The organism is Anaerococcus murdochii, assembly GCF_019957155.1.
Lineage (GTDB): Bacteria > Bacillota > Clostridia > Tissierellales > Peptoniphilaceae > Anaerococcus > Anaerococcus murdochii.
In genome coordinates this window covers 2,063,802-2,076,656 of the sequence record NZ_JAIPME010000002.1, presented here as the reverse complement: position 1 = coordinate 2,076,656, position 12,855 = coordinate 2,063,802, and the positions used below count along the sequence as shown (strand labels likewise).

Sequence of the window (12,855 nt, the reverse complement as noted above, 5' to 3'; positions counted from 1 at the left end):
GAAATATATAAAAACATCAAAATAAAGCATTCCACCACCAAGAACAACCAAATAAAAACAATCAAAGGGAAGTATAGAAAAATTAAAGCCTATACTTCCCTTTTTTAATTCAAACAAAGGAGATAAAACATGATAAATGAAGAAATAAGCAAAGAAGCAGGTCAAGCAGCACAAACCATAATATCATACACAATAAAGGCAGCAAAAGAATCAATCAACTTAGACAAAGAAATAAGAAAAAAGCTAAATGATACTTTAGAAAAAGCAAATGGCAACCTAAAAAGCCTTATGGGAAATGAAATTAAAATAAAAGACCTCTACAAAAAAGGACAACTAGAAAACATAAGTATAGATCAAAGCAACCTCAAAGACTTAAAAAAAGAACTAAACAAACTTGGAGTAAGTTTTTCAGTAATGAAAAACAAAGAAACTAAAAACTATGAAGTATTTTTCCAAGCCAAAGACATAAAAGTAATGGAATATGCCTTTAAGCAAGTCATAGCAAAAGAAAATAAAAAAGAAAAAGAAAGTATCCTAAAACAAATAAAGAAATACAAAGACCTATCCAAGAACAAGGATAAGACAAAAGAGAAAGTCAAAAGAAAAGTAAAAGAAAAAGTAAAACCAAACAAAAAAGATATGACCAGAGAAATCTAAGGGAGTAACGAAAAGTTACACCCTTAAATAACTAAAAGAATAAGACTTCCGAAAAGCAGAAGTCCAGAATTCCGAAAATCGGAAATCAAGAATTTCGATTATCGAAATTCTTGAATACATCAATGTAGATAGGATATAAAATTGAATAAATGTAAAATTTATGATAAAATGACACTGATAATTGTTATCAACAGGAGATGAAAATGTTAAAAAAATTTTTTGAAAATGTAAAAAATCCTAAAAATAATTTCGGTGGTCGTTTCATGGTGAAAGGAATGAACGTTGGCCACGAAAAATTGGCGAAATGGGGCAGATCCTTTCTGCATATTAAAACCTCGGATGTAGTTTTAGATCTAGGATGTGGTGGTGGACGTAATGTTCAATACTTCTTAACAAAGGCTAAAAAAGTATATGGAATGGACTACTCTAAAACAAGTGTAGATATAGCAAGTTCAGTAAATAGCGAAGCTATAAGAGATGGCAGGTGTAAAATTATTGAAGCAGACGTGGCTAAGTTACCTTTTGAAGATGAATCCATAGATATAGTAACTGCCTTTGAAACCATTTATTTTTGGAAGAATATAGAAGTATCTTTTAGGGAAATTCATCGTGTACTAATTAAGGACGGTCAGTTTCTAATATGCAACGAAGGAGCATATAGAGAACATAAAAATATAAAAAAATGGGCGGATATGCTAGATTTTGAAGTTTATTCTCCCGAATATCTCACAGAAACATTGAATAAGATAGGATTTAAATGCGAATACCATCTGGACGAGGAAGATCATCTAGTATTTTTAGCTAGAAAATTATAAAAAAATTTGTGAATAATGAAAAATAAATTTTAAGGAGAAGTAGAGAAAAAATCTGCTTCTTTTTTTATTGCAAGGAGGATTAGAATGGCAATAAACAAAAGATATTATTGGATAAAATTAAAAGAAGAATTTTTCACAGACAAAAGGATAAAAAGATTAAGAAGAATATCGGGAGGAGATACCTACACGATAATCTATCTAAAACTTTTATTACTAAGTCTAAAAGATGAGGGCAAACTCTATTATGATGGAGTAGAAAGTGATTTTATAAAAGAGTTAGCACTAACCATAGATGAAACAGACGATGATGTAATGGTTACAGTTAATTATTTAATCAATCAAGGCTTACTAGAAGTTGTAACAGAAAATGATGAATACTATTTAACAGAAATACCAAACTTAATCGGATCAGAAACAGCATGGGCAGAGAAAAAAAGAAGATACAGACAAAATAAACAGAGGACATTGTCCTTAATGAGTCCAACACATGTCCGACAAGAGATAGAGATAGAGAAAGATATAGAGATAGATAAAGAGAGAGAGGGAGAGATATAAAAAGATAAAAAGTCCACCCCCATCTTTTATGGAGAATTCAAAAATGTAAGGCTAAGCAAAGAAGAATATAAAAATCTAAAAGAAAAACTAAACTCACACACAGAAATAATGATAAATAAACTATCAAGATACATGAAAAGCAGTGGAAAGGCCTATCAAAACCACTATGCAACAATCTTAAATTGGTATGAAGGAGATAAAGATAAACTAACACAGAAAGGTTTAAATAAAAAAATGAACTATGATGTAGGAGAATCTTTATAGATAAAAAAGAGGTGGAAAGGTACTATTAAAGACTTTAAGTCTAAAAGGTATCAAAGTATGCCAGAGATAAAAAAATATAAATATGACACTTTAAAGGCGATTAGAAAATTAAAGAAAAGCCAGAAGACTTTTAGATGTAAATGTCAACCCCAAAATGGTCCACAGTTATTATCGGAAAGTGGTCCACATATAGTAAAAAATTGATCACATATCTCTTTCCCCTAGGGGAAAGGCATTTTACACAGTCTCTTACAAAAATTTAAAGACCATCATATTTTATTTAAAATTTATGACAGAATAATTTTTTTCGACTAGACGATAAAAAAAAAAGATGATATATTGATATTGATTATCAAATAGCACATAGAAAGAAGGTTAATATGAAACTTTATAAGAAATTATTTTCCTATATGCCTGAAAGAAAAATCCATGGAATACTTGCGGCGATGCTAGCTGTAGTTGGGAATTTGCTACAGTTCTATGCTTATTATTTAATTTGGATTTTGCTTAGAGATGTATTTTGTGGAGAAGATCTAATGAACCTTAAGATTTTCTCTATAAAAATTCTAGTTCTCTTTGCCAGCTGTAGTATCTTCTACTTTGGCGGGACATGGATGAGTCACTTAGCTGGATTTAGACTTGAAACTAGGCTTCGTGAAAAAGGACTTAGGCATCTACTTAGGGCTTCAAATACTTTTTTTGACACCCATAACTCTGGTGAGGTAAGAAAGATAATCGACAACAATGTGGAACAAACACACATGATTGTCGCCCACCTCATAACAGATCAAACTATGGCAGCTTTAACTCCTATACTCATGATAGCCTTGACCTTTGCAATTGACATCTATCTTGGAATATTTTTTGTAATCATCATTCTACTCAGTATGTACTTACTCTACAAAATGATAGGAGACCAATCATTTATGAAGAAGTACATGGAGAAGCTAGATGAAATGAATGCTGGGGCTGTGGAATATGTAAGAGGAATGCCAGTGGTGAAGATCTTCAACACGCCACTTATCGGTTTTACAAAACTTTACGATTCAATCATGGTCTATAAGGACATGGTCTACAAATATTCGATGTCCTGCAGGATTCCCTATGTCCTTTTCCAATGGCTTTTAAATATTTTTATAATCACGCCAGTCTTTCTAGCGATATTTATGGTTTCAAAAGGACAAGATCCTAATATCTGGTCAGCAAAAATTCTATTTTTCACTTTATTTATGGGATTATTTTTCGTAGATCTAATGAAGATTATGTATGTTTCCATGTATGTTTTTCAAGCTAACTCTGCTGTAGATAATCTTGAAAATCTGTTCACAGAGATGAAAGAAAAAGAAATAGTTTTTGGTACACAAAAAGATTTACAAAAGAAGAATATAATCTTTAAAAATGTTGATTTTTCATACGATGACAAGAATAAGATTTTACATAATTTTTCTTTAAATCTTGACGAGAACAAAGTATATGCTCTTGTAGGTAGCTCTGGATCTGGTAAGTCTACCATTGCTAAGTTAATCTCTGGACTATATCCTGTGGATTCTGGAGAAATTTTAATCGGCGACAGAAATATTTCTTCCTACGATGGAGAAAGCTTGATGAAAAATATCGGTATAGTTTTTCAAAATCCTAAACTATTCCAAGGAATTTCGATTTTTGAAAATGTAAAACTCGCAAATAAAGATGCAGATGATGAAGAGGTCTACAAAGCCTTAAAGCTTGCCCGCTGTGATGACTTTATAGATAAGTTCAAAGACAAGTACGATGCGATAATAGGTGCTGAAGGGATAAATCTATCTGGTGGCGAGAAACAGAGAATCTCCATTGCGAGAATATTTTTGAAGGATCCAAAGATAATTATCCTTGATGAAGCTTCTGCTGCTGCAGATCCGGAAAATGAATATGAATTACAGATTGCATTTAAGGAGCTTATAAAAGATAGGACGACAATTATGATTGCTCATAGGCTTTCTTCGATTCGTGGAGTGGACGAAATTCTACTGGTAGAAGATGGAAAAATTCTAGAGAGAGGAAGCCACGATGAACTTATGAGGGAAGATAGCAGATATAAGAAGTTTATTGAAATGTACAATGAAGCAAATGAATGGAGAGTTGATCTATGAAGAACTATTTAAAAGATAGATTTGCACTTACAGACAAGGGTGCAGAAGGAACCATCGTTGCAACTAAATATTCTGCCTTAAAGAGTCTATCCTACATGCTTCCTATGTTTCTTCTTATGTATGTAATGCAAGGTCTCTTGGGGCTAGGCAAGTTTAATCTTAAGATTTCTGTCATTGCATATATAGTAATTGCCCTTATAATGATTTTCGTAATAAATAAAGATTACATTACAACCTATAATGAAACCTATAAAGAATCTGCAAATTTAAGGATTGAACTTTCTGAAATAATAAAAGATCTTCCCCTTAGTTTCTATTCAAAAAGAGATTTAACTGATTTTTCTCAAACGATTATGAAGGATGTAGAGGCAATGGAGCATGGTCTTTCTCATGCAGTTTCAGGTTTTTATGGCTTTATAATAAACCTAGTTATTATTTCCATTTTGTTGCTAATTGGAAATGTAAAGCTTGGTCTTGCAGTTATAGCTCCAATTTATATTTCTGCTATTTTGAATTTGACTTCCACCAAAATCCAAAAGAAGGCGACGGCGACCTACTACAAAGAACAGAGAAAGTCTTCGAAGATGTTCCAAGAACTAATAGATCTATCCACTGAAATCAAATCCTACAATTTGACTGAAGAAAAGGAAAAAAGTGGCATTGACTTTGTTAGGTCCTTAGAAAAGAAACACATTAAGTCAGAACTGGGACAAGTTATCCCCATTGTTTCTGCAACAGTTGTGGCAAACTTATCCCTAGCCCTTGCAATATATGTTGGATTAAATAGCTTGATAAATGGAGAAATAAATATCTTGTATTTTGCAGGCTACCTATTTGCTTCAGCAAGATTAATTGATGGAGTTGCTGCCTTTAACCAATTTTATGGAGAGTTAATGTACATGGATTCTCCAATAGAAAAGATAAAGGCACTTAGATCAGAAGAAATCCAACCGGGAAGAGAAACAGAATTTAAATCATTTGATATAGAAGGAAAAAATGTAGAATTTTCTTATCTCGATGACAAAAAAGTCATAGATAATATTTCATTCAAGGCTTTGCAGGGAAAAACTACTGCTCTTGTTGGTCCATCTGGTTGCGGGAAGTCCACTCTAATAAAATTGGTGGCAAGGCTCTATGATTATGACAGAGGAGAAATCTTAATAGATAAAAAAGAGATAAATAAGGCGAGGACAGAAGATTTATTTAAACATATTTCCATGGTGTTCCAAGATGTAATTCTATTTAACGGTTCTGTAATGGAAAATATAAGGCTCGGCAGACCTACTGCAAGTGATGAAGAAGTGCTAGAAGCTGCAAGGCTAGCGAACTGTGACGAATTTGTAAAGAAACTTGAGAATGGATACGATACGGAGATCGGCGAAAATGGATCTAACTTATCTGGAGGAGAAAGACAGAGAATATCCATAGCAAGAGCATTTTTAAAGGATGCAGAAATAATCCTACTAGATGAAATTGCGGCATCACTTGATGTGGAAAATGAAAAATATATCCAAGAATCTCTAAATAAATTAATTAAAAATAAGACGGTGATGATAGTTTCCCATAGGATGAAATCAATCAGAAATGTAGATCAAATCATAGTTATGAAAGATGGAAAGATAGAAGATTTTGGAAAACACGATGAACTTATAAAAGAAAGTAAAACTTACCAAAAGATGATTGAATCATCTAAAAAATCTGAAGAATTTATATATTAAGGAGGAAAAAATGAATAAATTTGGAATTCGAGATTTAATAAATGCAGGAGTATTTTCGCTTTTAACTGTAATGGCACTCTGGTGTGGAGGTATGATAGGTTTTATACCTGTACTTATGCCCCTAGTTCCATTTGCTTGCGGTTTAGTTTCAGGACCAGTATTTATGCTTTATTCAACAAAGATAGATAAATTTGGCATGATCTTAATCATGGGAATAGTATTTGGACTTACATTTTCAATGTCAGGTCATGGAGCGATAGTTCTACCTGCCATAATTTTATTGTCATTAATCTGTGAAATTATATTAAAAAAGGGTGGCTATAAGTCAATAAAAACTGCAAGACTAACCTACACAGTCTTTATGATTTTTGCAGCTGCAAATTTAATACCAATCTACTTTGCTAGAGATGCCTATTTACAGTCTTTAATCGACCAAGGCTATGGGGCTGAATATGCAGAAAAACTACTCTCAGTTATGCCAAACTGGTCCTTTATACCTGTAGTTCTACTAGGTATGCTCGGTGGATACATAGGATGTACCATTGGAATTAAAATCTTAAATAAACATTTTAAAAAAGCGGGAATGGCTTAATGAAAATTGATTTTAGGACAAAATTATTCTTAACAATTATCATAGGGGTATCTGCAACAGAAGGTTCCATTAGTATGAGTTATAAATACCTTGGAATTTTGTTAGCTATATTTCCATACCTACTTGCAATCCTAGATAAAAAATGGTCCCTTATTGGTAAGGGACTTTTTTATACTGGGATAGCCGTAGTAGGACAGATAGTAGCATCCAAGTATCCAAATTCTTATTTAGGGATGGTCTTTAATCTCTACTGCGGAATAATACTTAGAATACTTCCAGGAGTGATGATGGGTTATTACACTGTGACAACTACTAAGATGAGCGATCTCGTCTATTCACTAAAGAAAATCAAATTTCCAGACTATATAATCATACCAATTTCTGTAATGTTTAGATTTTTCTATTCTATAAAAGAAGATTACAAAATCATCGGAGAAGCTATGTACATGCATGGACTTACGATGAAAAACTTCTTTAAAAATCCGGCGAAGATACTGGAATATAGATTTGTGCCATTACTTATGATTGTATCTCAAACAGCGGACAATGTTGCGATATCTGCCATGACAAGAGGCATGAAAATGAATAAAGAGAGGTCTTCCATATCATGTGCAAGGCTTAAAACGGCGGACTATGTCCTACTTAGTTTCGGAATTTATATAATAATATTATTTATAAGGATAAAAATATGCTAGAATTTAAGAATTTTTCTCTTTCATTCAAAGAAGATGAGGGAGAAAATAGAATACTTGAAGATATAAATTTAAAATTTGAAAAGGGATCTATAAATGTCATCACAGGCAGATCTGGATGTGGTAAATCATCTCTAATCAAGACTATAAATGGAATTATACCAGAAGTTGATATGGCAAAGATGGAAGGGGATCTTTTATTTGATGGAGAAAGTATTTTGAAGTTGGATATAACCGACAGATCAAAATTCATCTCAACAGTCTTTCAAAATCCAAAAAATCAATTCTACGCCATTAATTCCCTAGATGAAATCGCATTTGCCCTAGAAAACAGGAATGTTTCTAGGGATAAAATTTATGAAAAGATAGAATATTTTTCAAAACTACTAAATAGTCAGGATCTTTTAGGCAATGATTTATTCAAACTATCAGGAGGGCAGAAACAGCTAATAGCCATAAATTCTGTGGCGGTTATGGACAATGAAATATATATTTTCGACGAACCATCCGCATCCTTAGACAGAGAATCCATAGAAAAATTGACCCACTGCCTAGAGGTTTTAAAATCCTTGGGCAAGATAATAATCATCGCTGAGCATAGACTCTACTATTTAAAAGAAATAATGGACAGACTACTTGTAATTGAAAATCGGAAAATTTTATCCTATAGTAAAGATAGAATCTCAGAAGAAATACTTGAAAAGCACAGACTTAGAACCCTTAAAGACATAGAAAAAGAAGAACTTATAAGTAAAAGCTACGAAGTGAAGAACCTATTCGACCACAGTTTCGATGAAGAAAAATCACTTGTATGTAGAGATTTTTCCTGCCAATATGAAAAAAATCCCAAGCTATTTGATTTTTCAATGAGCTTTGATCCGGGAATATATTTCATAATAGGAGCAAATGGAATTGGTAAATCTTCATTTATAAGAAATCTTTGCGGTCTTAATAAGAAGCAAAAGGGCGAAGTATTTTACAAAAATAGAAGAATAAAAAACCATGGAGACTATATTTCTCTAGTGATGCAGGATATCAATTATCAGCTATTTACAGAATCCGTTTTAACGGAGATGAAAATAGTAACAGATGACGAAAAAAAGATTGAAGAAATATTAAAGAAACTAGAGCTCTGGGATAGGAGAGAAAGCCACCCACAGAAGTTATCTGGAGGAGAAAAACAAAGACTCGCTCTGGGACTAGCAATGGCAAGTCCAAAGGAAATCGTGGTGCTTGACGAACCTACATCTGGACTGTGTTTTGAAAATATGAAAAGACTAATTGGAATATTAAAAGAGATGAAAGATGAAGGAAAGACAATAATCGTCATAAGCCATGACTATGAATTTATAAAAAATTCGAAAGAAAATATAGTGGAGTTTGTATGAAAGAGAATAGACTTAAATCTTGGGGGTTCGAAGAATTTCCCACAGAGGATCCTAGAATTATAAATTATATAGGCTTAGAAAGCCCTGAAAATAAGATGACCTCTTACGAAATATTTCCGGGGGTCTTTGTACTCTACATCAGTCTAAAGAAGAAATACAACGCCCATAACTCTTCTACGGAGGGAAATAGAGGCTATAGGATAGGATACTGCTATGAAGGCAATCATTTCACTTACATAAACAATAGCAAAGTTCTCATAACTACAAATGAAATATTCGTAGGAAGATCAATACCAAATTCAAAATTTTCTTCCACAACAAGTCATCGAACCACGGCATTTAACATAGTAATAGCAGATAAAATCTTGGATAAAAATTCCCCCTACTTTCCATACATTGGAGAATTTATATATAAATTTAAAAATGTAAAAGACATGGGATGTGCCATTAAAAACGAAGATTTGGTAAAACTTGCAAATGAATTAATTCAAGCACTTAAAGAAAGGGATATGCTATTTATAAAATTAAAATCCTTGGAACTCATATATAGAATAGGAAAAGTTGGCATAAATCCAAGTAAGACCAATTATTTCACGCCCGGAGGGGATAAACTAATGGAAGAAGTAGAGAAATATATGAAAGAAAACCTGGATAAAAATCTAAACTTAGATCATCTAGCGAAAAAATTTAAAATATCAAAATCTACTCTAAACACAAAATTCACAAGATCCTTTCAATACACGCCGATGAAGTATATCCAAAGGTTAAAACTAATATATTCAGAAGATTTGCTTATAAACACAGATAAATCCATACTAGAAATAAGCAATGATCTAAACTTTCAGAATCCATCTAACTTCAACAGAGCATTCAAAGATTTCACAGGACTTAGTCCTAGCCAATATAGAAAACAAAACGAACCTGAATAATAAAATTTAGGTTCGTTTTAGATTTTTCATAACAGAATCCAAAAAATCTCATCTATTTTTTATTTCTAAATATAAAATGGTATAAAGAAGATAAAGATAAATTAAGACATCAAGGAGGAAATAAAAAAATGAACTATGATGTAGGAGAATCTTTATAGGTAAAAAGAGGTGGAAAGGCATTATTAAAGACTTTAAGTCTAAAAAGGTATAAAAGTATGCCAGAGATAAAAAAATATAAATATGATACTTAAAAGGCGATTAGAAAATTAAAGAAATGCCAGAATACTTTTAGATGATAGATACGAAGAGGGTCCAATTTTCACTGTTACTCATGCAGTGTGAATTGGACCTTTTTACATAAGCAATTCTATTTCAAAATTGGTTACCAAGAAATACTTCTTTTCACTGTTAAGTATAAGAGGGTAATTTTAAACAATTTTGTTTCATCAAGATAAGTATTTTCTGATGGTTAAATTTTAAAAAGATTAATAACTCTCGATAAAATTTGAACCTTAACAATTGAATAGACCATGACAAGACATTAATTATTTTTGGAGCGTAATAACCTATCCGCCAAGATCTTTCTGCTGAATAATTCGGCAAAACAAGTACTGCTAAGCAAAAAGAAAGTGGCGATAAGTAAGAGTTTGAATATAGGGAGGGATACCCTATCCGCTATGAAGAAAATGAGGATAATGATACTTCTAAGGTTGAAGCCGGCTCATCCGGAATAGAGGCGGAGGTGAGATTCCTATGTTGCTAATCCAAGGCACTTGTCAATGTCGTAAAACTTAATTAAACAAATAATTATTAGATATAAAACTTTAGAGGAGGTATATATTGGACAATGACTGGAATGGATTGGCTGATTTAATAGCAAATCTGATTGCAAAATATGCTGGTGCTTTAGATTTAGATAATCTGCCCGATCCAACGCCAGCAAAAAATCAAGAGATGAAAAATAGTTTTGACATGGCGAAAACACAAATTGAGACGGACTAATAAAAGTGTTATAATATACTTGATATGATAGTCCAAACTTAAATTCAAAAATCAAAGTTTATATATGATATAGAAAAGTTATATTGAGGTTAATGCTATGTCAAAAGAAAAAATAAAAGTATACCTCTATACACGAGTATCTACGTCAATACAGATAGAGGGGGATTCGTTAGAGGCACAAAAATCACGAATGAAAGTTTTTGCTATTTACAACGATTATGAAATTGTTGGAGAGTATGAAGATGCCGGAAAGTCTGGCAAGTCTATTGAAGGTAGAAAACAGTTCAATCGAATGATGGAAGATATAAAATCTGGAAAAGATGGAGTATCTTTTGTTCTTGTGTTTAAGTTATCAAGATTTGCAAGAAATGCCGCTGATGTTCTTTCTACACTTCAGATAATGCAGGATTATGGAGTTAATCTTATCTGCGTTGAAGATGGCATTGATTCATCTAAAGATGCTGGGAAACTAATGATTTCTGTTTTATCAGCTGTGGCTGAAATAGAAAGAGAAAACATCCGTATTCAAACAATGGAAGGTCGCATTCAAAAAGCAAGGGAAGGAAAATGGAATGGTGGCTTTGCTCCGTATGGATATAAACTTGAAGATGGCAAGCTGTTTATAAATGAAGAAGAGGCAGTTGCAATAAGAACGATCTTCGACCAGTATGTAAATACTACGATAGGAGCTAATGGGCTATCTAAATACTTAGAGAATCATGGAATTAGAAAAATTCCAAGACAGAATGGAAAGAATCCTTTGTTTGATGCAGGTCTTATAAGAAAGATATTAAAGAATCCTGTATATAATGGGAAAATAGCATTTGGAAGAAGAACTTTAGAAAAAGTTCATGGTACAAGAAATGAATATAAGCAGGTTGAACAAGATGAGTATCTAATATCTGAAGGGATACATGAAGCTATAGTTTCCGATGAAGTTTGGCAAGCTGCTCAGGTTAAGCTAAAATCTCAAGCAAAGAAATATGAGCATGTGAATAAAGGAAAAGATACACGCACACACTTGCTTTCTGGAATTGTAAAATGCCCGATATGTGGAGTGGGAATGTTTGGAAACAAGTGTACCAAGAAAAAGAAAGATGGCACAAAATATAAAGATTTTTATTACTATGGTTGTAAACATAGGAATATGATAAGAGGTCATAAGTGTACATTCAGTAAGCAAATTAGAGAAGAATTGTTAGATGATGCTATTGCAGAGGTGATTGTCAAGATAGTAAGTAATCCGAAATTTGCTTCTATGATGCAAGAAAAAATCAACATGAAGGTGGATACCTCTGAAATAGAAAAAGAAATAGATAATTACCAAAAGGAATTGAGGAAGAGTCATTCTACAAAGTTTAAGCTAATTGAGGAAATAGATAATTTAGATGTTGAAGATAAGCATTATAAGAGAAGGAAACAGGATTTAGATGATAGACTATATCGTATGTATGACAAAATAGATGAATTAGAATCATCACTAATTGATGCGAAAGCAAAGAAACAGACTATTGAAGCTGAAAAACTCACAGGAGATAACATATATAAGGTTCTGATCTATTTTGATAAAATCTATAAAGTTATGAATGATGTAGAGCGTAGGCAGTTAATTACAGCTTTGATTTCTGAAATTCAAGTTTATGAAGAAAAACAACCTAACGGACAATGGTTAAAATCAATTACTTTCAAGCTCCCAATTATAGACGATGATTTGAATATAAGTTTGGACAATAATGAACAAGTTGAGTGTGTAGCATTGTTGTCAAGAAAAAAAGATAAAAAATTATAAGACTCCTAATGATGTGTTTGCATTGATCGAAATAAAAAGCGAGGACTGCAGGGGTGGAATACTCATGAAAATACCTGATGAGAAAGTACAGAAACGTTTTCGAGTATACCCACATATTGGAAGGGTAAAAATATTATTCAATTTGCTTCGTCAAAAAATCATATAGGAGTATATCTAGGAGAGGAAGGAACTGAATATTTTAGGGATAAATTAACAGATTATGATATAACTAAAGCTACGTAAGGCTGCCATATTATAGGCCATTGCCTAAAGAGCTGTTAGCTGAGATATCAAAAGGGTGTTATGAAAAATATTCAAAAGGCAA

10 protein-coding genes and 2 pseudogenes are annotated in these 12,855 nt (G+C 32.4%); all 12 read left to right on the top strand.

The features are described 5' to 3' along the window. Positions 1-129 precede the first annotated feature (129 nt). The 12 genes and pseudogenes from K8P03_RS10485 (at position 130) to K8P03_RS10430 (ending at position 12,530) form a co-directional block, all read left to right on the top strand. The gene (locus K8P03_RS10485; RefSeq protein ID WP_223420573.1) at positions 130-657 is read left to right on the top strand and encodes a PcfB family protein; all 528 of its coding nucleotides are present in this window, start codon (positions 130-132) and stop codon (positions 655-657) included. Between the two features lie 203 nt (positions 658-860). Continuing rightward, positions 861-1,472, top strand: coding sequence for a class I SAM-dependent methyltransferase (locus K8P03_RS10480; RefSeq protein ID WP_002837070.1), 612 nt, complete (start codon positions 861-863; stop codon positions 1,470-1,472). Positions 1,473-1,556: 84 nt separating this feature from the next. Then, positions 1,557-2,291 (top strand): annotated as a pseudogene (locus K8P03_RS10475) (phage replisome organizer N-terminal domain-containing protein). A gap of 380 nt (positions 2,292-2,671) precedes the next feature. Then, positions 2,672-4,420: an ABC transporter ATP-binding protein gene (locus tag K8P03_RS10470; RefSeq protein ID WP_223420572.1), complete on the top strand. Its 1,749-nt coding sequence runs from the start codon at positions 2,672-2,674 to the stop codon at positions 4,418-4,420. Then, positions 4,417-6,138: an ABC transporter ATP-binding protein gene (locus K8P03_RS10465; RefSeq protein ID WP_223420571.1), complete on the top strand. Its 1,722-nt coding sequence runs from the start codon at positions 4,417-4,419 to the stop codon at positions 6,136-6,138. The genes K8P03_RS10470 and K8P03_RS10465 overlap by 4 nt, the downstream gene beginning before the upstream one ends. A 10-nt stretch (positions 6,139-6,148) precedes the next feature. Beyond that, complete coding sequence (locus K8P03_RS10460; RefSeq protein WP_002840789.1) at positions 6,149-6,730, top strand: MptD family putative ECF transporter S component; 582 nt, start codon at positions 6,149-6,151, stop codon at positions 6,728-6,730. Then, positions 6,730-7,425 (top strand): energy-coupling factor transporter transmembrane component T, encoded by a 696-nt coding sequence (locus K8P03_RS10455; protein ID WP_002837063.1) that lies wholly within the window; start codon positions 6,730-6,732, stop codon positions 7,423-7,425. The genes K8P03_RS10460 and K8P03_RS10455 overlap by 1 nt, the downstream gene beginning before the upstream one ends. Next, on the top strand, positions 7,419-8,810 hold the full coding sequence (locus K8P03_RS10450; protein WP_002836952.1) for an ATP-binding cassette domain-containing protein: 1,392 nt from the start codon (positions 7,419-7,421) through the stop codon (positions 8,808-8,810). Before K8P03_RS10455 ends, K8P03_RS10450 begins: the two co-directional genes overlap by 7 nt. Continuing rightward, positions 8,807-9,739 carry a helix-turn-helix domain-containing protein gene (locus K8P03_RS10445; protein ID WP_002836989.1) on the top strand — a complete coding sequence of 311 codons (933 nt, stop codon included), beginning with the start codon at positions 8,807-8,809 and terminating at the stop codon, positions 9,737-9,739. Before K8P03_RS10450 ends, K8P03_RS10445 begins: the two co-directional genes overlap by 4 nt. A 71-nt stretch (positions 9,740-9,810) precedes the next feature. Continuing rightward, positions 9,811-9,897, top strand: a pseudogene (locus K8P03_RS10440) (phage replisome organizer N-terminal domain-containing protein); the annotation flags it as partial. 682 nt (positions 9,898-10,579) lie between these two features. Then, the gene (locus tag K8P03_RS10435) at positions 10,580-10,741 is read left to right on the top strand and encodes a hypothetical protein (protein ID WP_000368174.1); all 162 of its coding nucleotides are present in this window, start codon (positions 10,580-10,582) and stop codon (positions 10,739-10,741) included. Between the two features lie 97 nt (positions 10,742-10,838). Beyond that, complete coding sequence (locus K8P03_RS10430) at positions 10,839-12,530, top strand: recombinase family protein (RefSeq protein WP_223420570.1); 1,692 nt, start codon at positions 10,839-10,841, stop codon at positions 12,528-12,530. The last annotated feature ends 325 nt before the right edge of the window (positions 12,531-12,855 follow it).

What these genes read in the sequence shown, in the direction of transcription:
- K8P03_RS10470 (WP_223420572.1), top strand. Translation starts at nt 2,672, where the DNA reads ATGAAACTTTATAAGAAATTATTTTCCTATATGCCTGAAAGAAAAATC.
- K8P03_RS10480 (WP_002837070.1), top strand. Translation starts at nt 861, where the DNA reads ATGTTAAAAAAATTTTTTGAAAATGTAAAAAATCCTAAAAATAATTTC.
- K8P03_RS10485 (WP_223420573.1), top strand. Translation starts at nt 130, where the DNA reads ATGATAAATGAAGAAATAAGCAAAGAAGCAGGTCAAGCAGCACAAACC.
- K8P03_RS10455 (WP_002837063.1), top strand. Translation starts at nt 6,730, where the DNA reads ATGAAAATTGATTTTAGGACAAAATTATTCTTAACAATTATCATAGGG.
- K8P03_RS10465 (WP_223420571.1), top strand. Translation starts at nt 4,417, where the DNA reads ATGAAGAACTATTTAAAAGATAGATTTGCACTTACAGACAAGGGTGCA.
- K8P03_RS10460 (WP_002840789.1), top strand. Translation starts at nt 6,149, where the DNA reads ATGAATAAATTTGGAATTCGAGATTTAATAAATGCAGGAGTATTTTCG.
- K8P03_RS10450 (WP_002836952.1), top strand. Translation starts at nt 7,419, where the DNA reads ATGCTAGAATTTAAGAATTTTTCTCTTTCATTCAAAGAAGATGAGGGA.
- K8P03_RS10430 (WP_223420570.1), top strand. Translation starts at nt 10,839, where the DNA reads ATGTCAAAAGAAAAAATAAAAGTATACCTCTATACACGAGTATCTACG.
- K8P03_RS10445 (WP_002836989.1), top strand. Translation starts at nt 8,807, where the DNA reads ATGAAAGAGAATAGACTTAAATCTTGGGGGTTCGAAGAATTTCCCACA.